A 20,650-nucleotide genomic window follows, 5' to 3' on the forward strand; every position below is an offset into this window, starting at 1 on the left:
AAATTAGTTAAATAATATAGTCAACCTGCTTAAACAAATTAATTTTTAATAGATGAAATTTATCATTAAAATTAACCATAATAATGTAAGTATGAATAAGTTATAATTCTTATCTTTAATCATTCAAAACAGTAACAGGATGGATGATTTTATCGCGGCTCGGTCGCAAATGGCTCTATCATTAGGTTTCCACATCATATTCGCTTGTGTTGGGATGGTAATGCCTTTTCTTATGGCCTACTCTCATTGGAAATATCTAAAAACGGGAAGCGAAATCTACAAAGGCCTCACCAAAGCTTGGAGTAAAGGTGTTGCAATACTTTTTGCGACAGGTGCAGTTTCAGGGACGATGCTTTCTTTCGAGTTAGGTTTATTGTGGCCAAAATTTATGGAACATGCAGGTCCCATTTTCGGCATGCCTTTCTCACTTGAGGGAACGGCATTTTTTATTGAAGCCATCGCTTTAGGTTTCTTCTTATACGGTTGGGACCGATTAAACAAATGGTTTCATTGGGTTTGCGGACTAATTGTTGGGATTAGCGGTTTAGCATCAGGAATTCTTGTTGTAGCCGCCAATGCTTGGATGAATAGTCCTGCTGGTTTTGATTTTGTGAATGGTGAATACATCAACATTGATCCCATAAAAGCGATGTTTAATGAAGCTTGGTTTCCGCAAGCTTTCCACATGACTGTTGCTGCATTTTGCGCGACTGGATTTGCGGTTGCTGGTGTTCATGCTTATTTAATTTTAAAGAAGAAAAATATCGAGTTTCACACCAAGGCGTTCCGAATTGCAATGGGATTTGCATTGATTGGAGCTTTTGGAGCGCCGTTAAGTGGTGATATCGCGGCGAAGTCAGTTACCAAAAGACAACCTATCAAACTAGCCGCGATGGAAGCTCATTTTGAAACTGAAAAAGGTGCCGCCTTCGTTTTGGGTGGAATTCCTGATGAAAAAACGGGTGAAGTAAAATATTCCGTTAAAGTTCCAAAAGTTTTAAGCTTTCTCGCGACAGGCGACTTTAATAGTGAAGTTAAAGGTTTGAATGACTTCCCGAGAGACTTGTGGCCGCCGGTTGCCGTTGTTCACTACGCTTTTCAGATTATGATTTTCTTTGGTGTTGTGATGATGTTGATGGGAGGAATTTATCTTTTCACTTTGTACAAAAAGAAAGAATGGATGACCAAAAAATGGTTTCTTAAAATGTTTTTTATTGCAACTCCGTTCGGATATATCGCTCTAGAAGCAGGCTGGACGGTAACCGAAGTTGGGCGACAACCATGGATAATTTATGGTGTCATGAAAACTATTGATGCCGTAACACCGATGCCCGGAATTCAGTATTCATTTTACTTTTTCACGTTTATTTTCGTGACTTTAGCGATGATTTTAGCGTTCTTATTGTCAAGACAAATTAAAATGGTTCCAAAATTATACGACCCAACCGATCCAAATTATTCACCTAAAACTAAAAAGTCATGATCTACGTAGTTATCGCCTTTTTATGGCTTTCAGTTTGTTTGTACGTCGTTTTTGGAGGTGCGGATTTCGGTGGTGGAATTGTCGAACTTTTTGCTGGAAAAAACACGAAAAAGAAAGTTCACGACATTATGCACGATGCGATTGCGCCCGTTTGGGAAGCCAATCATATGTGGTTGATTATCGCAATTGTGGTTTTATTTGTAGGTTTTCCGCAGATTTATGCTGGAATTTCAACCTATCTTCATATTCCGTTGGTATTGATGTTGGTCGGAATTATCGCTCGTGGAACGGCTTTTACATTCCGGAATTATGATGCAGTAGAAGATCAATGGCAGGTTTTGTATTCCAGAATATTTTATGCGGCAAGTCTGTTGACGCCTTTCTTTTTAGGCATTATTGCAGCAGCAACCGTTTCATCATCAATTAATCCTGATGCAACCAACTTTTTGGATCTCTATATTTTTAGTTGGCTCAATCTTTTTGGGGTCGCTGTAGGACTTTTCACGATTGCTATTTGTTCGTATTTGGCTTGTATTCTTTCCATCCGAGAAAGCCGAAGTGATGATGAAGTAACGATGATGATTGGAAAATCTAAAAAAGCAATGGTCTTAATTGTTTTAACAGGAACGTTGGTTTTTGGCGCAGCATATTATTCAGGAATTCCATTATTTCAGTGGATATTTTCGAAGTCTTTAGGAATTGCAGCCGTTGTTGTTGCAACGATTTTGTTAGGTTTAATTTTCTATTGCATGAAGATACGAAAACTCCTTTCGATTCGATTATTTGCTGGATTGCAAGTGGTTTTAATTTTGGTTGCAGCAACGTATCAACATTATCCAGATATTGTTTTATTAGGAAACGGAAACCATTATTCTTTAATAGAACATGCCGCACCAGAAGCAACTATCAATGCATTGGCTTGGGCGCTTTTAATTGGTTCCATATTCATCCTACCCTTTTTGTTTTATTTAATATACGCGATGAGAAGGAAATAAAAAAAACGAACCGAAGTTCGTTTCTTAATATATCATTAATATTATGTTAAGCCAATTTCATCAACAGAACATCATCTATTTTCTCCACTTTTACCAAGTTGTTTTTGGTTAAAGTTTTTGATGCTTTGTCCCATTTTTTTCCTGAGAATTTGGTTTGCTCCTTTACATCATTCAAAGGCATTTGCTCGCCAGATTTTAGGATTTCTAAAATCAATTTTTCATCCTCTCCTAATTCGATTGTTGGAACTGTTTTTTCTGGCTTCATTTGAGGGAAGAACAATACTTCTTGGATTGACGGATTATTCGTCAAGAACATAATTAATCTATCCATTCCGATTCCTAAACCTGAAGTTGGTGGCATACCATACTCTAAAGCTCTTAGGAAATCTTGGTCGATAAACATCGCTTCATCATCTCCTCTTTCTGATAAAGCCATTTGCGCTTCAAAACGCTCTCTTTGGTCGATTGGGTCGTTCAACTCCGAATATGCGTTTGCAATTTCTTTTCCGCAAACCATCAATTCGAAACGCTCTGTAAGACCTTCTTTACTTCTATGCTTTTTGGTTAAAGGCGACATTTCCACAGGATAATCTGTAATGAAAGTCGGCTGAATGAAGTTTCCTTCGCATTTTTCACCGAAAATTTCATCAATTAATTTTCCTTTACCCATCGTTTCGTTTACTTCAATTCCGATAGATTTTGCAAAATCGAAAAGTTCTTGTTCAGATTTTCCAGTGATGTCGAAACCTGTATATTTTTCAATCGCTTCTTGCATAGAAACTCTTGGATAAGGCGCTTTCCAGCTAATTTGATGTTCACCAAAAGTAGATTCTGCAGTTCCATTAACCTGTGTTGCACAGAATTCTAACAATTTCTCCGTGAAATCCATCATCCAATTGTAATCTTTGTACGCAACATAGATTTCCATTGCAGTAAATTCTGGATTATGCGTTCGGTCCATTCCTTCGTTACGGAAGTTTTTCGAGAATTCATAAACGCCATCAAAACCACCAACAATTAATCTTTTAAGATACAATTCGTTTGCAATTCTTAAATACAAAGGAATATCTAAAGCATTGTGATGTGTGATGAACGGCTTTGCAGCTGCTCCACCTGGAATCGATTGTAAAATTGGCGTTTCAACCTCAAAATATCCTGCATCGTTGAAAAAATTACGCATCGCCGTGAACAATTTTGTTCTCTTCACGAAAATTTCTTTCACGTGCGGATTCACCACTAAATCAGCGTAACGCTGTCTGTAACGCATTTCTGGATCGGTAAAACCGTCATGTACATTACCATCAGCATCCACTTTTGGCAATGGCAAGGGACGCAATGATTTTGTTAAAAGAATAAAATTCTTAACATTAACGGTCATTTCGCCAACTTGAGTTTTGAACAAATCACCTTCGATACCGATGATATCGCCGATATCTAAAAGCTTTTTGTATACTTCGTTGTATAAATCTTTATCTTCTCCCGGACAGATTTCATCACGGTTAAAATACACTTGGATACGACCTTTAGAATCTTGAAGTTCCGCAAAAGATGCTTTCCCTTGGATTCTTCTGGACATTAATCTACCTGCAATCTTCACCTGTTTACCCTCTGCAAAATCCTGTTTTATAGATTCTGTAGTATCAGTAATTGTGTATTCTTCCGCTGGGAATGCATTGATCCCCATTTTGCCGAGCTCTTCTAACTTTTGTCGGCGGATAATTTCCTGTTCAGATAATTGCATTGTCTTATTTTAAATAACGTGCAAAATTAGTGAATTTAGAATTGATGGTCAATTGCTTTGCTGAGATTTTTTTTAAACTGAATTAAATTAATTCGTCAAAGAATTTCTTTCGTTTTTCGAAATAAAAGTCCAAGCCAAAATCCGACTTACTTTTTGACCTTGCGCCATATCGATAACTTTAACATCGATGGCACTTATCTTTTTTAAATTTTCTAAAAGTTTCGGAAGATGTTCCTTTTTAGAAATCAAACATGTGAACCATAAAACTTGCTGCGCAAAAGTTTTACTTTCTGTAATCATTTTTGTATTAAAAGCCAATTCGCCACCGTCACACCACAACTCAGATTGTTGACCACCGAAGTTAAAATTAACTTTTGGAGTTTTGTTTTTATTAAGATTTTTAGTTTTTCGAGAATTGCCTTTTATCGCTTCTTCTTCAGATTTATGAAACGGCGGATTACACATTGTCAGCGTAAACTTATCTTCTACCTGAATTATATTTTTAAAAATGAAATTAGGATTCGTTTGCTTTTTTAATTGAACTAAATTGGAAAGTTCAGGATTAGCATTTAATATTTTTTGCGCATTTTTCAGCGAAGCTTCATTAATGTCAGTTCCTAAAACTTGCCATTGATAAGACTGACTTGCGATAATTGGATAGACCATATTAGCGCCAACGCCGATATCTATTAGTTTCACGCTTTTATTTTTGGGAATATCACCAAGATCTTCCGCTAACAAATCTGCTAAATAATGTACATAATCTGCTCGACCAGGAATCGGCGGACAAAGATTGGCGTCGGGAATATCCCAATCTTTAATATGATAAAACTTCTGAAGCAAAGCTTTGTTCAGAAGTTTCACCGCTTTCGAAATACTAAAATTAATGGTTTTTGCACCAAATTTATTTTCGAAAACATAATGTTTAAGCTCTGGAACTTCAATAATTAAATCATCAAAATCGTAAGCTTGTCGATGAAGATTTCTAGGATGTAGATTTGATTTTTCGTCTGACATCAAATTACTTCTTCAAGCTTAGAACATAAGACGCCATCAACTTTGCATTCTCTTTGCTAAGTCCAGGATGTGCAGCCATAGGGACATTTCCCCAAACACCAGAACTTCCTTGGATAATTTTTTCGGCAAGCGCATCAATATTTTCGGGTGTATTTTCGTATTTCGCAGCCACTTCTTCGTAAGCAGGGCCGATCATTTTTTCATTAACTTTATGACACGCCAAACAATCCGCACCTTCAACTAAGGATTTCCCTTCTTCCAAAGGTGTCAGTTTTGCTTCTTCTTGTTTAGGTTCTTCGATAAGTGTTGTTGACTCTTTAGAATCTGTTGCTTCAGCTTTCTTTGAACAAGAAAAAGCTAACAAACCAACTGCTACTAAAAGGATTTTTTTCATAATCTTACTTTTCAACAAATTTAATCAAAGTATCTTGAACAAAAAAAGAGAATATCAATGACATTCTCTTTTTTAATTTGCTAAACTTTCATCGGTTTTAATCAATGATCATTTTGCGTCCCAATTTTATGTGTGTTTGCGTTTTTGTGTTTGCAAATCTGCAAAAAGGATTTTAGTGAAAAAATACCTATTTCGGGGTATATTCCAACTTTTTTAATACTAAAAATCACTCTTAAAAATGTGTGAAAATAAAATTTTAAAAATGCGTATTTTTGCAGCATGGTAAAAATTGGCAACATAGAACTTCCTGATTTCCCGCTTTTGCTAGCGCCAATGGAAGACGTTTCGGATCCACCTTTTAGAAGACTTTGCAAAATGCATGGTGCAGATTTGATGTATTCAGAATTTATTTCTTCGGAAGGACTCATTCGTGATGCTATAAAAAGCCGAAAAAAACTTGACATTTTCGATTACGAAAGACCTGTCGGTATCCAAATTTTTGGTGGCGACGAGGAAGCAATGGCTATGTCAGCAAGAATTGTAGAAACTGTAAATCCAGATATTGTTGACATCAACTTTGGCTGTCCTGTTAAAAAAGTCGTTTGCAAAGGTGCAGGTGCAGGCGTCCTAAAAGATATTGATTTGATGGTACGTTTGACGAAAGCTGTTGTTGACTCAACGCATCTTCCTGTTACCGTAAAGACGCGTTTGGGTTGGGATACGGATAGCATTAATATCGATGAAGTTGCCGAAAGACTACAAGCAACAGGCATCAAAGCCTTGACAATCCACGCAAGAACGCGCGCCCAAATGTACAAAGGCGAAGCGGACTGGCATCATATTTCGAGAATTAAAAACAATCCAAATATTGAAATTCCGATTTTTGGAAATGGTGACATCGACTCGCCTCAAAAAGCTTTGGAATATAAAAATAAATTCGATTGCGATGGTATTATGATCGGTCGTGGCGCCATTGGTTATCCTTGGATTTTTAATGAGATAAAACATTATTTTGAAACTGGTGAAATCTTACCAGAACCAACAATTACAGATCGACTTGAGGCGGTTAAAAACCATGCCGAATGGTCTGTAGAATGGAAAGGCGAACGTCCTGGTCTTATGGAAATGCGGCAACATTACAGCAATTACTTCCGTGGTATTCCGCATTTTAAAGAGTTTAAAACTAAATTTTTACAAGCTGTTACTTTAGAAGAAGTTGAAAACTTGATTGAAGAAACGAAAGAATTTTACGATGCTAAAGTTTTTTAATTATGAGAAAAGAGAGAACATCATAATGTTTTCTCTTTTTTCAGTTTTAAAAGCAATCAGTGCTTATTTCATTAATGCCCAATTTTCATTTCTATCATTTGTTATTTCTAACGAATTCTGTAACATTTCAGGAAAGTTTATACTAATTTTATAGATTCAAAAAAAATCAATAAAAAAGGACAAACTTTCTACGGATGAGAAATCCCTAGCCACGATGGAAGCGGCATCCTTTGGGTTGGAGTGAGGCGGCGGAGCGCAGCGGAGCCGACCGAGCGACAGGCCCAAAGATACAGCGGACAGCGTGATAAAGCTCCTAAAAAATAAAATTATGCTAAGAGCAGAACACATCAAAAAAACTTACAACGCCGGAAAAAAAGTTGCTTTGCAAGATTTCAGCATCAACGTTCCTACCGCGAGTATTTATGGACTTTTGGGCCCTAACGGCGCTGGAAAAACCTCCTTTATACGTATCATTAATCAAATTACGCAGCCAGACGAAGGTCAAGTTTGGATCAACGATCAACCGCTCAACCCAGAACACATCAAACAAATTGGCTATATGCCCGAAGAGCGTGGACTTTATAAAAATATGACGGTTGGCGACCAACTTTTGTATTTTGGTGAGCTGAAAGGCATGACGCGTCAAGATGCTCGGGAACAAGCAAAATACTGGTTCGCGCAATTGGAAATCGACCAATGGTGGAAGAAAAAATTAAGCGAATTATCGAAAGGTATGGCGCAAAAAATTCAGTTTGTGGTGACGGTTTTGCACCGCCCAAAATTGTTGATTTTGGATGAGCCATTTTCTGGTTTTGACCCTGTTAATGCTAATTTGATAAAAGATCAAATCCTAAAACTTAAAGAAAACGGAACCACGATTATTCTATCGACACACCGCATGGAAAGTGTTGAAGAGATGTGCGATTATGTTGCGCTAATCAACAATTCTCGCAAAGTCTTGGACGGAAAAGTTTTTGACGTTAGAGAGCAGTTCAAACAAAATATTTTCGCTGTGACTTTATCAGATTTTGATAGTTCGAAATTCGAAAACTTCCGCAACCTGCATCAATTGCAAGATGTTAAAGAAGAAAATGCTTTGGTATCTTTTGATTTTGAAAACGTTGAAAACAGAAATCTTTTGCTTCAAGATTTGATGAACATCGGAAACGTGAGAAGCTTTAACGAAAAAATACCGAGCATGAACGAAGTTTTCATCAACGCTGTGAAATCTAACTAATCTGCATTAATTTTTGATTAAATGAAAAATATTATACTTATCACTAAAAGAGAATACTTGACGCAGGTTAAGAAAAAATCTTTTATTATTCTTACGATTTTGGCGCCTTTGCTAATGATTGGTTTTGGCGTTTTGGTTGCTTTTATGTTCAAAGCTAACGAGTCAGAATATCACTTTAACGTGATCGACAAAAGTGGCATTTTTACTAAGCAACTAAAATCGACTAAAGACATTACTTATACTTTCGTACCCGAATCTACTGAACGTGCACTGACAAGTACCTTGAAGGAAATGGAAGGCATCGACGGATTGTTGATTATTCCGAAAGTTCAGAATCAAAATTTTAATTCGTTGGAAACTTCGACCAAACTTTTGACGAACAAAAAAATCGGAATGGACACCAAATCTTCGATAAACAGTGACCTAAGCGACATTCTAAAAAAAGAGAAAATAAAACAACTTGGACTTTCCGAAACGCAAATCGTAGATCTTAATTCTGGTTTCAAAATTACAACGCAAAATATTGCCGAAAACAACAAACCCGACAATGACATGGCTTTCGGTATCAAAACTGGACTAAGCATGGTTTTGGTGTACGCCACTTTTATGTTCATCATCATCTACGGCGTGCGTGTGATGCGAAGCGTTTTGGAAGAAAAAAACAACCGCGTTGTCGAGATTATCATTTCGTCGGTTAAACCCTTCGAATTGATGATGGGAAAAATAATCGGTGTTACATTGGTTGCTTTAACGCAGTTTATCATTTGGATTGGGATGTTTGTCACTTCGGCTCTTTTCTTAAATACAGGATTTATGGCTATGCAACAAAATATTCCTGCAGAAGCAAGCGAAACCATGAACAAAATGGATATCCAGCAAATTATCGGACAAGTATCGCACACATTATTGGACATGAATTTCGGATTGATTATCGCAGTTTTCATCGTGTTTTTCCTTTGCGGATATATCTTCTACAGTTCGATGTACGCCGCAATTGGTTCTGCCGTTGACAACGAAACCGAAACACAACAATTTACTTTATTTGCAATCATGCCATTGATGTTGGGCATGTACGGAAGCTTCACGATCTTCAACAATCCAGATGGACCTTTAGGTTTTTGGTTATCGATCATTCCGTTCACATCGCCTGTTGCAATGGTTGCAAGAATTCCGTTTGGCGTTCCGATGTGGCAGATTTTATTATCAATTTCATTGCTGATTGCTTCTACTCTTTTCATGGTTTTTGTCGCAGCAAAAATCTACCGAATTGGTATTTTGATGTACGGAAACAAAGCTACAGGCAAAGAACTTTGGAAATGGATTCGCACTAAATAATATTTTGGGCGTGCCCTCAAAACACTACGGCGCGGACGACAAAGTCGTCCGCGCCGTAGTGTTTTGAGGTCGGTCTGCGCGCAGTCGCTGTTATGTTCGGACGGCTCCGCTACGCTCCGCCACCTCACATCACGAGCTCCAACAATGCGCTTCGCCCTCACGCAAGGACGTGAGAGTTGACTATTTTTTCAAAAGAAGACTTACCCACTCTTCTCTTTGCAACTGTCTTTCTAAAGTTAAATTCTGAGCTTTACAAACTTCCAAAATATCATCAACATCGAAGAAGCAAAGTCCTGACAACAACAGTTCGCCACCATCATTCAAATCTTTAACATAAGTCGGAATATCCGAAATCAAAATATTACGATTGATATTCGCCAAGATAACATCAAATTTTTCTTTACCAAGATTTTCGGCAGTTCCCAATTCAATTTTTAAATCTACATTGTTACGTTCTGCATTTTCGTGAGAGTTTTCTACAGACCATTCGTCGATGTCAATTGCTAAAGTTTCGCCAGCACCTCGTTGTTTAGCAAAAATCGCCAACACCGAAGTTCCACAACCCATATCCAAAACTTTCTTGTCTTTGAAATCCATATCATACATCTGCTGAATCATCAAATGCGTTGTCGCATGATGTCCTGTCCCAAAAGACATTTTTGGCTGAATGATAATTTCGTAAGGAAGATTTTGACTTTCATGGAATTCTGCTCTTATCAACACTTTGTCATCAATATTAATTGGTGTAAAGTTTTTTTCCCATTCTTCATTCCAATTAATATTTGGCATTTGTCGGGATTCGTAAGAAATTTCAACATCTGGAGAATTAAGTAAGTTAAGGTCTTTAAGCGCTTCTTCACTATACAAATCCTCTTGGATGTAAGCCAAAATCCCATCATGTTCTTCTGTAAAACTATCGAATCCAATACCGATAAGTTCTGCCATTAATATCTCGCTCCAAGGTTGTACCGGATTTATTTTGAATGTAAATTCTAAGTAAGAAGTCATATTTTTATTTTAATAATGCAAAAATAAGAATTATGCTTTTAAATAAGTTATGAGTTGTAAGTTATAAATCATGAATTTTAATAAAACACAAACATTAAACTTAAAACCCCTAATCTTGAAACTCATCGGAGTTTTAATAAAAAAAAGAGCTCAGATCTCAAATCCAAACTCCTTTCAAAAAATATTTAAAAAAAAACTATTCCACGCCAACAGAGTCGTCACCACGGCCATCAGCCACCGCATGAATGTTTTTATTATCGTCAACAAGGATAATTTCTGTTCTTCCGATTTGCTCACGACGTTCGATTTTGTAACCCATTTTCTCTAAAGATTTTACCGTTGTTTCTGGGAAGTTTTTTTCAACAGCGACCGTTTCTGGCAACCATTGGTGATGGAACTTCGGAGCATTAACTGCAAAGTTGGCATTTAATCCAAAATCTACAACATCTACAATCGCTTGGAAAACCGAGGTCGGAATTGTCGTTCCTCCAGGTGTACCAACAACCATTTTCACTTTGTTATCTTTCATCAAAATGGTTGGCGCCATGGACGACAACATTCTTTTTCCTGCTTTAATAGCGTTAGCTTCTCCACCAACTGCGCCATACATATTTGGCACGCCAGGTTTTACAGAAAAATCATCCATCTCATTATTTAAGAAAAAGCCAGCACCCGAAACGACTGTTTTACTACCATAAAGTCCATTAAGTGTCGTCGTCACCGAAACCGCGTTTCCTTCTTTATCCAAAATCGAAATATGTGTCGTCTCTGTACTTTCCTTTCCTTGCTTTATGATTTTACCAACTTCACTACTCGGTGTCGCTTGATTTGGATTGTAAGATTTCCAACGGTTTTGCAAATACGCGTCGCTTACTAATTTTGTCGTTTCATCTTTAATAAAATCTGGATCGCCCATATATTCGGCGCGATCCGCATAAGCACGACGCTCAGCCTCAACCATAGGCTGTACAGTTTCTATCGCATTTTGTTGTGGATTTTTAACATCAGCATAACTGTACATTTTTAACATTTGTGCTAACAAAATTCCACCACTTGATGGTAAAGGCATAGTAACAACTTCATGACCTTTGTAGTTAAAAGTCATTGGTTTTCTTTCCTTCGTTTTATAATTTTTAAGATCGGCTGCAGTAATAATTCCGTTTCCGAGTTTCATCTCGTTAACAATCATTTTTGCTGTTTCACCTTCGTAAAATTCTTTTTCACCATTCTTTTGAATACGTTTTAAGGTTTCTGCCAATTCTTTCTGAATCAAAATATCACCAGCTTTCCATTTTTCATTTTTTATAAAAACAGGAACATTTTTGTTATGTTTCGTGAATTCTTCTTTATGCATATTAAGAAGTCCCGCTTCTTGCTCAGTAATCGCAAAACCTTTTTCCGCTAAATCTATCGCTGGCTGAATTAATTTATCAAAACTTAATTTAGCATAAGGCATCGTCGCAAACATCCCGGAAATACTTCCAGGAATACCAACCGCTAATCTTCCATTCTGTGACAAATCGGTATTTGCATTTCCTTTTTTGTCCCAATACATATCGAATGTAGACTTTGCTGGTGCCGTTTCGCGATAGTCAAGTGCTATTTTTTTCCCATTATTGGTTGTAGCAACTAAAAATCCGCCACCTCCAATGTTACCCGCTTGTGGATAAACTACCGCCAAAGCCAATTGTGTAGCAATAACCGCATCAAAAGCATTTCCTCCTTCTTTAAGGATTTTAGAACCAGCTTCACTAGCTAAAGGATGTGCCGAAACAATTACACCTTTTTGTTTGACCTTAACTTCTTTAACAATATTAATATCTGTGTATTGCGCTGTAATATTACCAAAAGCCAAAACTGTGGCAAGTGCGAGTAGTTTAATTTTCATAGTATAATTCAATAAAAAAGCAAAGTTAAAGATTAAAATTCGAGTATGTCAACATTCCATAAAAAGATTAAAATTCAATTATTTTTGGTTCAACTTTAGTAAGTTTTCAAAAAATCATCACTCTATTTAAATTTTTATTAGTTATATTTATAAGATAGAAAGAATATATCCAACTCATTCTACAAGCATTATTAATTCTACATTCTTACTTTATTAAGTTAAAATGTTTATTAATAAACTTTAGCTTTTTTTGAATTTTGAGTTTATATATTACAAAAAATGGGAAAACTTAATAACTAAATAAGTTCTTTATGAACAAACTCGACTACGGTAAAAACGCAGGTTAACCACAAAACTTTAAAATTAAACGAATTAATTACCGACTTCGCGTCGGTTTTTTTATTCTATATTAATATCAAAAACATCTAAAAGTCCCGAAATGTTTTCTCTAGAAAATTTGGATTTTTTAATTGAATTATCAACGGGATTAATCGAAAATCCAGACGCAGAGCGAAAATCCGCAGCTTCCAAAATACTTCTCTCAAAATGAGCGTGATCGAATCGACAATCTGCCAAAATAAGCCTTGAAAGATTAGCTTCTGCAAACTCACACTCGTGGAAATCAACATTTTTAAACTTTGACTTTCGCAAATCGACCTGATAAAAAGAAGAATGATTGAGCACTGAATGCTTGACATCTATCGAAAATCCGAAGTCATAACAATCTTCAAAATGAAGTCCTAACATTTTACACTCCACAAATTCCACATCGCGAAAAGCCGTATCTCCCAACTTCGCAAGACTCCAATTACAATTGACAAAACGACTTTCAGAGAATTTATAGCCTGAAAAATTAAAATCTGAGAAATCACAATTTTCGAATATACATTGGTCAAAATCGCCTTTTTCGATTTCGGAAAAGTTGCTTGGACTAAATTGTTGGTCAAAAAAGGATTTCATAATTAGAATTTAAAAGTTTATTAAAAAAGAAAAGTTTTATTTTCAGTTTTAAATTAGGGACAATATTAAAAAACGGGTAAATTTACAGAATCGATTTTGATGACGAAAAGCGCTTGAATGAAAACCTCGAAAAAAGTTTTAATAATCTCTTATTATTGGCCTCCAGCTGGTGGTCCAGGTGTACAACGTTGGTTAAAGTTTGCGAAATATCTTCCCGATTTTGGTTGGGAACCAATTATCTACACACCCGAAAATCCGAGTTACCCGATTGTTGACGAAACGCTTCTTAAAGAAGTACCTGAAAACATAAAGATTGTTAAAACCAAAATTTGGGAACCTTATCAACTTGCTGAAAAATTCAGTAAAGGCAATAAAAAATATAAAGCTGGACAATTTGATGTTGGTAAAAATCAATCTATGATGTCGAAGCTTTCTATTTTTGTGCGAGGCAATTTTTTTATTCCTGATGCACGAAAATTTTGGGTAAGACCTTCCATAAGTTTTCTAAAAAAATATCTGAAAGAAAAAAACATCGATGTTATTGTGACAACGGGTCCACCACATTCTTTGCATTTAATTGGACTTGGATTAAAAAAAGAAATTCCTAATCTAAAATGGATTGCCGACTTCCGTGATCCTTGGACAGAAATATCTTATTACAAACATCTAAAACTTACAAAATCTTCTGACCAAAAACACCGCAATCTCGAAAAATTAGTTTTTAAAACAGCTGATTTGACTTTGGCAACGAGCTACACCGACGCTGAAAACTTTAGAAAAATGGGCGCCAATTCGGTTTGTATCACTAATGGTTTTGACACGAGTAGTTTTGTTGAAGCTGATAAATCTAAAAGCGACAAAAAAAAATTCAGTTTGAGTTATGTTGGGGTTTTGGAACAACTGCGAAATCCAGAAAATCTTTGGAAAGCCATCAACGAACTTCTGGCAGAACATCCAGATTTTGAACAAGATTTCGAAATGAAATTTGTTGGTCGTCTCGATGATAAAATTCTCGAAAATCTAAAGGCTTCAAAAGTTGGAAAACATTTGCAAATCCTGGGTTATCTTGCTCACGGCGAATCTTATCAGGAAATGAAAAATTCGGATTTGTTATTGATTACAAACTTTCCAAATGATTCGTCAAAAGGTATTATTCCAGGGAAATTGTTTGAATACTTGTCAACTGGAAAACCTATTCTTTCTTTTGGTCCAAAAGAGGCTGATGTTTCAAAAATTTTGGAGGAAACGAAGGCTGGAAAACATTTTGATTATTCGGAAATTGAAAGTTTGAAATCTTATATTCTGCAAATTTATCAACATTGGAAATCTGGAAATAACAATTCTGAAAACGCCAATATCGATGCTTTTTCGCGAAAAAATCTGACAAAAGATTTGGCTGAAAAACTGGATATTCTTATTACTGAATAATTCTTCTTTTTCATTAAATTTTAATCTTTCAAAAAAATAAAATTCATTTTTCTAAATTTTCTAATTATCCCGCATCTGCGTGAGGGCGAAGCGCATTGTTGGAGCTCGTGATGTGAGGCGGCGGAGCGCAGCGGAGCCGTCCGAGCATCACAGCGACTGCGCGTAAACCGACCTGAAGCGCGAACGAGGGCGACGCGGAGCGTCGAACCGAGTGAGCGCAAATGGGCACGCCAAAATTTAACTTTTTATTATGAATATAGATTTCTTTTTTGGCACGTTATTTCCTTCTATAGATACAAAATCAAATAGTTAATAATTAAAAAAAATAAATTATGGGATCTAAGAAAAATGGCCTTTTGGCATTGTTAGGATTGGGCGCTTTAGCATATTGGAAGTATAAAAAATCGACGCCAGAAGAGCAACAAGCGGTGAAAGATAAAATCAATACAGCGAAAGATAATTTGACGAAATTCGGCAACGATTTGAAGTCGAAAGCAAATGACGCACTTGATCAAGCAAAAAATAAAGCAGGAGAATTGAAGCAAGACGTTGAAAACGCTGCTAAATAATTTTTCTTTCGAGAAGAAGTAAAAAAGACGGCTTATGCCGTCTTTTTTTTGTTATTTAATAAGGTTTTTGACTTGTAAATCTCCAAATCCAAAAACGCCATATTTTAGTTTTACTTCTTTGCAAAGATCTTCAAAGTTTTTATAATTTTCTGAAAGATATTTTAATTCAGATTTTGTTTCGCCAGATTTTAAATCTATAATTGAATCTACTATTAAATGCAACTTTCGAAAGACTTTTGAGTTTTCGGAAGAAAGACTTTTTAATTCTTCTAAATCATTATCTGAAAATGCTTTCCAAAGTTTTTTCGCCAACGCAATATCTCGTTCTGAAATTTCGATCGCAGTTTTAATTTGATTTTCAAAATCTGTTGCTTCAAGATTTGCAAAACCGTCCCAAGATTCTTCTTTTGGAAAAACACGGAAAAGCTTTAAATCTTTTTTGACTTCGCTGAGTAAAAACCAAAAATTGAGTTGACAAAATACATCGTCTTCAAACCAAAAATAAATTGCAGAACCTTCTTCGATATTTTCAAACTTTTGAAATTCTGAAAGTACTTTTTCCTGATAGCCTATCTCAGATTCAGCGTAAGTTTGAGCAATAAAATATTGACGGTTTATCCAAAAATTCTCTTCTTTAACAGGTCCTTCGATAAGGCATTCTCTCCAAATTATCATTTGAGATTTATCGACAACTTTGTCAAGCGTCGCAGCGAGACAATCGCCGTTAAGAATATGAAAAACCTTTGAATTGGTCATTTATTTTATAATTCAATATTTAAAAAATCATCTTGACGAATAGTTCTTTGCTCGCCGGTTGTAAGATTTTTAATTGTCAAGGTTTCGTTTTCAATTTCTTCTTGACCAAGAAAAACAAGACTCTGAATTCCTTTTTTCTCAGCATAAGTAAATTGTTTTTTTAGTTTTGCCGCGTCTGGATAAAGTTCTGCTGCTATGTTTTTATCTCTAAGTTTAGAAATGATTTTATAGGCTTCAATCGCTTCTGCATCACCGTAATTTGCAAACAAATACTTAACTTGATTGTCATTAAAATTTGGGAATAAATCCAATTCTTCTAAAACCAAATAGATCCTATCCAAACCAAAAGAAATCCCTATTCCAGGCATATCTTTAACGCCAAAAACTTCTGTCAAATTATCGTAACGACCGCCGCCGCCAATAGAACCCATCTCAACGCCATCTGCTTTAACCTCGAAAATTGCGCCTGTATAATAATCTAAACCACGAGCCAAAGTGATGTTAAATACCAAACTTTCTGCTTCAATTCCTAAATCTCTGGCTTTTAAAATGACAAATTCTAACTCGTCAACACCTTGAAGACCAATTTCAATGTTAGCAAAACGTTCTTTCAATTGAAGTAAATTTTCTAAAGCATCGCTTCCTTGTTCAAAAAGGAAATCCAGCTTTACGATGGCTTCTTGAGAAATGTTTTTCTCCAACATTTCTTTAACCACGCCATCTTTACCGATTTTATCTAACTTGTCCAAAGCCACCGTAAAGTCAATCAACTGATCCGAAATTCCCGCATATTCTGCCAAACCTGAAAGAATTTTACGGTTATTCATGTGGATTGAAACAGGCAAATTAAGATCCGAAAATGATTTAAAATACAACTTCAACAACTCTACTTCTTGCCAAAGACTTGTACTTCCCACAACATCCGCATCACATTGATAAAACTCTCTGTAACGTCCTTTCTGTGGACGATCAGCACGCCAAACGGGTTGAATTTGATAACGCTTGAACGGGAAAGTCAACTGTCCATTATTCATTGCTACAAATCTTGCGAAAGGCACTGTCAAATCATAACGAAGCGCTTTTTCAGAAATCTGAGAAACTAATTTTTGAGAATTTTTCGCAGACCAATCTTCATCATTAGTTTTGGAAGCATAATCTCCAGAATTCAAAATTTTGAAAATTAAACGGTCGCCCTCTTCACCATATTTCCCAGTTAAAGTGGCAAGATTTTCAAAACTTGGTGTTTCTAAAGGCTGAAAACCAAATAGTTCAAAATTCTTTTGAAGTTTATTAATGATATATTTTCTACGAAATACTTCTTGCGATGTAAAATCTCTTGTTCCTTTTGCTAAACTCGGTTTCATGCTTTGAAAAATTCTTCTTTTTGATAAAAGCAAAGTTACTAATAATCTAAGAATTTTCAATTTTGATTTTTAACACAGATATTATCAGTTTTAGAACTTATGAGAATAGATTAACTTCATCAAGAATCGTCCAGAAAATCTGCATAAATACTTAGCTTTGTCATCAAAATAATCTCGCAATGAAATACCACACAAGAAAATGGGTAAAACCAGAAGACCTCAACCCAAATCATACACTTTTTGGAGGAAGACTTTTGGAATGGATTGATGAAGAAGCCGCTCTTTATGCTATTATCCAGCTAGAAAATCAAAAAACTGTAACCAAATATATGTCCGAAATTAATTTCGTAAACTCCGCCAAACAAGGCGACATTATCGAAATAGGACTTTTGCCAATCGGATTTGGACACACTTCTCTCACCCTAAAATGTGAAGTCAGAAACAAGATGACACATCAAACCATTATCACCATTGATAAAATTGTGATGGTTGCTTTGGGTGAAAACGGAAAACCAGTCGCTCACGGCAAAACGCAAATCGAATATGTTGATGATCGCTTAAAAAATCAAAATAACACAGAAGATTAGTTCTGTGTTATTTTTTTAAGATCAATTACTTAATAATAGAATCTCTTCAATTCGGATTTCGGTTATTTGTCGTTTTACCCCATCTTTATCTTCGTAATTACGATACATGATTTTGCCTTCAATGGCAATTTCTTTTCCTTTAGGAACATATTTTTCTAAAATGTCAATTATTTTTCCATAACCAACTAAGTTATGCCATTGGGTTTCTTCCACTTTTTCTCCATTTTGGTTAATATAAAAATCAGATGTTGCAAGGCTAACATTTGCTCTTTTTGTACCACTTTCGAAAGTGTGGATTTCTACTTCTTTTCCTGTGCGACCGATAAGTGTCACGCGATTTCTTAAAGACATAATTTTAAAATTTTAATTATACAACTAGATTCTGGTCGTCATTTCTTTTCCTGAATCTCTGTGACAAAGTTGCGAGAATAAGAAAATATTAGTCGGTTATAAAATATTTAAAATCGTTTGTAGTCGTTTGTAAACGAATAAGTATTTGAAATACAATTTTTTGTAGATTTAGTATTCAAAAACATAAAAATGAAAATTTCTTTTCTAGTAATTATTATTTTAGTTTTTACAAATTTTCACTCTTTTCAGGAAACACAAAAGTTTTCGGATTCTAAAACTGTTATTAAAAATAATCACTACAAATTGGATGTTGTACAAAAAAATCTTAATGAAGAGGCTTTGGTTAGTTTTTCATTGTTTAAAAAAATAAATAAAAAATGGATTAAACTTAAAGATTATCGTTTTCAAAAAAAAATTTCGTTCTCTCTGTTGACACAAGTGAAGACCTCAACAATGATGGCTACAAGGATGTCAAGATTTCGTTTGCACAGGCAGTGCGCGGCGCCAAAGAAATTAATCGGTTATTTGTTTTTTATCCAAAATCGCAGAAACTTATCGATGGGGAAAACTCTGCGAATTATCCCAATTTGCATTACAACGAGAAAAGAGATTGTGTAACCTCAGACATTTTTTATGATGGAAGCGCAACTTATTTTTTTTAAAATTAAGAAAAATATATTAGAACCTTTCGGAAAAGTTGAATTTTATGATGACAGTATCTCTAGCTACAAGATTGTGAAAGGCAAAGAATTTTTATTAAAAAAACAAGCCTATAAGTCTGATGAGGGCGCGACCTTCTTTTCTAATTTTGATCCAGTTGAGGAATAATTTTTATGACAAATATTTTATTAAAAACATTTTCGGAAGATGATTTTGAATTGCTAAATAATTGGATCACAACTAATGAAGATCTAATGCAACTTGCTGGTTCAGCTTTAGTTTTTCCGTTAACTAAAAAACAATTTATTGAAGATTTAAAACAAGAGAATCGCTATGCTTTTTCAGTTTTTAAAAATGAAAAATTAATAGGTTATGCTCAAATTTTGGAAAAAGAAAACAGCTTTCTTCTTGGCAGAATTTTGATTGGCGAAAAAGAAAATCGCGGACAAGGTTATGGACAGATTATTATTGAAAGACTTTTGGATTTTGGTTTTAAAAAATTTAAAAATAAAACCGCCGAACTTAACACGTCTTTGACTGGAATACATCAACAATAAAATGTTACGAAAAAATAGGTTTTAGAATAAATCTAGACTTAAAAAAACAAGTCCAAATCAATAAGAAAATTTGGACTTCGGTTAATATGACTATGGGAAAACTAAGTGACTTGCTTATTTCTTAGACAATCTAGTTGAAAAATCGCTAATCACATTTTGATATTTTCTAAGCACACGATCCCAATCACGGAACTGTTCATCTGCCTTTACACTGGTTCCACTAGCACCAGAATATTCGCTATTAAGTTTAACTTTAAAAGTTAATGGATTCGATTTTGATAACTTAACAATAAGCCTAGTACGGATTGTATTTTGTTGAAAGGATTGAATACTCCAAGCTGTTCGCAGATAAGAAGTTTCTTTGTCGCTAACCTCGATTGCGTCAAAATAGTCTGTCACAATTTGGGTAGTCAACTTCCACGCGTCAGAAATTGAAAGGTTTGGATTTACAGCAATTTCGAAATCAATATTAGCCTGATCCGTTTTAATAGATGCTTCTTCGGAGTCATCCGTTTTCATATTGAAAAACAAAGTTTTAGGTGGCTCTGGTCCTGCTTTCTTTCCACAAACGGTGGCTTCATATTTTAAAAATTCTGTTTTCTGCTCCTTAACATTATAACATTCACTTTTATCCACTTTCAAAAGATAAGTTCCGGACCAACCAATTGTCCATTGACAATAATACTAGCATCATTTTCAGATGTCGACACAGTCACTTTTTGAGCTGTTACATTCGTAAAAGCAAAAATTGTACAAAGTAAAAATAGAGTTTTCATAGTTAAATACTTTTTATTGCTCACACAATATTAGACTATGTTTTGGACTTTTTAATACCTAGTTCTAGGTATTTTTACAAAAATTCTGCTTTTTTCAAACTGCTTTTTGACACTATATTTTTCGATAAGAATGCTTTTTTAGTTTTAATGTATTATTAATATTTTTTATTATATTATAAAACTAAAACACTGACTAACAACCACATTATAGATTAAAAAAATCTTTGAAAAAACAAAAAAAACAGAAGCTAAAAATAACTTCTGTTTTTTTATTA

General features: G+C 35.1%; 22 protein-coding genes. 11 read left to right on the forward strand and 11 right to left on the reverse strand.

Features of this window, described 5'->3' with window-relative positions:
- The first annotated feature begins 139 nt into the window (after positions 1–139).
- Both AC23MB_RS04205 and AC23MB_RS04210 read left to right on the forward strand, forming a co-directional pair.
- Positions 140–1,483, forward strand: coding sequence for a cytochrome ubiquinol oxidase subunit I (locus tag AC23MB_RS04205; RefSeq protein ID WP_165137298.1), 1,344 nt, complete (start codon positions 140–142; stop codon positions 1,481–1,483).
- Complete coding sequence (locus AC23MB_RS04210; RefSeq protein ID WP_374330881.1) at positions 1,480–2,478, forward strand: cytochrome d ubiquinol oxidase subunit II; 999 nt, start codon at positions 1,480–1,482, stop codon at positions 2,476–2,478. The genes AC23MB_RS04205 and AC23MB_RS04210 overlap by 4 nt, the downstream gene beginning before the upstream one ends.
- Before the next feature lie 46 nt (positions 2,479–2,524).
- Here AC23MB_RS04210 and lysS read toward each other — a convergent pair whose 3' ends face one another.
- The 3 genes from lysS to AC23MB_RS04225 all read right to left on the reverse strand — a co-directional run bounded on the left by lysS (position 2,525) and on the right by AC23MB_RS04225 (position 5,630).
- The gene (lysS, locus tag AC23MB_RS04215) at positions 2,525–4,219 is read right to left on the reverse strand and encodes a lysine--tRNA ligase (protein ID WP_374330879.1); all 1,695 of its coding nucleotides are present in this window, start codon (positions 4,217–4,219) and stop codon (positions 2,525–2,527) included.
- An 87-nt stretch (positions 4,220–4,306) separates the two neighbouring features.
- Positions 4,307–5,236 carry a 23S rRNA (adenine(1618)-N(6))-methyltransferase RlmF gene (gene rlmF / locus AC23MB_RS04220; RefSeq protein ID WP_487786595.1) on the reverse strand — a complete coding sequence of 310 codons (930 nt, stop codon included), beginning with the start codon at positions 5,234–5,236 and terminating at the stop codon, positions 4,307–4,309.
- A gap of 4 nt (positions 5,237–5,240) precedes the next feature.
- Positions 5,241–5,630: a c-type cytochrome gene (locus AC23MB_RS04225; RefSeq protein WP_312322248.1), complete on the reverse strand. Its 390-nt coding sequence runs from the start codon at positions 5,628–5,630 to the stop codon at positions 5,241–5,243.
- 279 nt (positions 5,631–5,909) lie between these two features.
- Here AC23MB_RS04225 and dusB point away from each other — a divergent pair, with 279 nt between their 5' ends.
- From dusB to AC23MB_RS04240, 3 genes are all read left to right on the forward strand, one after another.
- Positions 5,910–6,899 carry a tRNA dihydrouridine synthase DusB gene (gene dusB / locus AC23MB_RS04230; protein ID WP_313027944.1) on the forward strand — a complete coding sequence of 330 codons (990 nt, stop codon included), beginning with the start codon at positions 5,910–5,912 and terminating at the stop codon, positions 6,897–6,899.
- Positions 6,900–7,227: 328 nt separating this feature from the next.
- The gene (locus AC23MB_RS04235; RefSeq protein ID WP_487786596.1) at positions 7,228–8,136 is read left to right on the forward strand and encodes an ABC transporter ATP-binding protein; all 909 of its coding nucleotides are present in this window, start codon (positions 7,228–7,230) and stop codon (positions 8,134–8,136) included.
- A gap of 21 nt (positions 8,137–8,157) precedes the next feature.
- Positions 8,158–9,471, forward strand: coding sequence for an ABC transporter permease (locus AC23MB_RS04240; RefSeq protein WP_313027941.1), 1,314 nt, complete (start codon positions 8,158–8,160; stop codon positions 9,469–9,471).
- A 180-nt stretch (positions 9,472–9,651) separates the two neighbouring features.
- On the opposite strand, the gene prmA is transcribed toward AC23MB_RS04240, so the two are convergent.
- From prmA to AC23MB_RS04255, 3 genes are all read right to left on the reverse strand, one after another.
- Entirely contained in the window at positions 9,652–10,479 is an 828-nt protein-coding gene (gene prmA / locus AC23MB_RS04245; protein ID WP_487786597.1) for a 50S ribosomal protein L11 methyltransferase, read from the reverse strand.
- A gap of 196 nt (positions 10,480–10,675) precedes the next feature.
- Complete coding sequence (ggt, locus tag AC23MB_RS04250; protein ID WP_487786598.1) at positions 10,676–12,367, reverse strand: gamma-glutamyltransferase; 1,692 nt, start codon at positions 12,365–12,367, stop codon at positions 10,676–10,678.
- A 399-nt stretch (positions 12,368–12,766) separates the two neighbouring features.
- Positions 12,767–13,327, reverse strand: a complete 561-nt coding sequence (locus tag AC23MB_RS04255) for a pentapeptide repeat-containing protein (protein WP_487786599.1) — start codon at positions 13,325–13,327, stop codon at positions 12,767–12,769.
- A gap of 117 nt (positions 13,328–13,444) precedes the next feature.
- Here AC23MB_RS04255 and AC23MB_RS04260 point away from each other — a divergent pair, with 117 nt between their 5' ends.
- Together AC23MB_RS04260 and AC23MB_RS04265 are read left to right on the forward strand one after the other, a co-directional pair.
- Positions 13,445–14,755, forward strand: coding sequence for a glycosyltransferase (locus AC23MB_RS04260; protein WP_487786600.1), 1,311 nt, complete (start codon positions 13,445–13,447; stop codon positions 14,753–14,755).
- Between the two features lie 332 nt (positions 14,756–15,087).
- Positions 15,088–15,324 carry a YtxH domain-containing protein gene (locus AC23MB_RS04265; RefSeq protein WP_312324381.1) on the forward strand — a complete coding sequence of 79 codons (237 nt, stop codon included), beginning with the start codon at positions 15,088–15,090 and terminating at the stop codon, positions 15,322–15,324.
- Between the two features lie 51 nt (positions 15,325–15,375).
- Here the strand turns inward: AC23MB_RS04265 and AC23MB_RS04270 are convergent, their stop codons facing one another.
- Positions 15,376–16,080 (reverse strand): DUF1835 domain-containing protein, encoded by a 705-nt coding sequence (locus AC23MB_RS04270; RefSeq protein WP_374329030.1) that lies wholly within the window; start codon positions 16,078–16,080, stop codon positions 15,376–15,378.
- 5 nt (positions 16,081–16,085) lie between these two features.
- Positions 16,086–17,444: a histidine--tRNA ligase gene (gene hisS, locus AC23MB_RS04275; protein ID WP_374329031.1), complete on the reverse strand. Its 1,359-nt coding sequence runs from the start codon at positions 17,442–17,444 to the stop codon at positions 16,086–16,088.
- A 179-nt stretch (positions 17,445–17,623) separates the two neighbouring features.
- On the opposite strand from hisS, the gene AC23MB_RS04280 reads away from it, so the two are divergent.
- On the forward strand, positions 17,624–18,031 hold the full coding sequence (locus AC23MB_RS04280) for an acyl-CoA thioesterase (RefSeq protein ID WP_312324379.1): 408 nt from the start codon (positions 17,624–17,626) through the stop codon (positions 18,029–18,031).
- Between the two features lie 21 nt (positions 18,032–18,052).
- On the opposite strand, the gene AC23MB_RS04285 is transcribed toward AC23MB_RS04280, so the two are convergent.
- Positions 18,053–18,382, reverse strand: coding sequence for a single-stranded DNA-binding protein (locus AC23MB_RS04285; protein WP_079667109.1), 330 nt, complete (start codon positions 18,380–18,382; stop codon positions 18,053–18,055).
- A gap of 494 nt (positions 18,383–18,876) precedes the next feature.
- On the opposite strand from AC23MB_RS04285, the gene AC23MB_RS04290 reads away from it, so the two are divergent.
- The 3 genes from AC23MB_RS04290 to AC23MB_RS04300 are packed head-to-tail and all read left to right on the forward strand — an operon-like array spanning position 18,877 to position 19,599.
- A complete protein-coding gene (locus tag AC23MB_RS04290; RefSeq protein ID WP_487786601.1) occupies positions 18,877–19,044 on the forward strand; it encodes a hypothetical protein in 168 nt (55 codons plus the stop codon).
- Positions 19,016–19,210: a hypothetical protein gene (locus AC23MB_RS04295; RefSeq protein WP_487786602.1), complete on the forward strand. Its 195-nt coding sequence runs from the start codon at positions 19,016–19,018 to the stop codon at positions 19,208–19,210. Before AC23MB_RS04290 ends, AC23MB_RS04295 begins: the two co-directional genes overlap by 29 nt.
- Before the next feature lie 5 nt (positions 19,211–19,215).
- A complete protein-coding gene (locus tag AC23MB_RS04300; protein WP_487786603.1) occupies positions 19,216–19,599 on the forward strand; it encodes a GNAT family N-acetyltransferase in 384 nt (127 codons plus the stop codon).
- Positions 19,600–19,713: 114 nt separating this feature from the next.
- Here the strand turns inward: AC23MB_RS04300 and AC23MB_RS04305 are convergent, their stop codons facing one another.
- On the reverse strand, positions 19,714–20,235 hold the full coding sequence (locus tag AC23MB_RS04305; RefSeq protein WP_487786604.1) for a hypothetical protein: 522 nt from the start codon (positions 20,233–20,235) through the stop codon (positions 19,714–19,716).
- Between the two features lie 2 nt (positions 20,236–20,237).
- Entirely contained in the window at positions 20,238–20,375 is a 138-nt protein-coding gene (locus AC23MB_RS04310) for a hypothetical protein (RefSeq protein WP_312324650.1), read from the reverse strand.
- Positions 20,376–20,650: the final 275 nt, after the last annotated feature.

The organism is Soonwooa sp. T0.1_25, assembly GCF_057652215.1.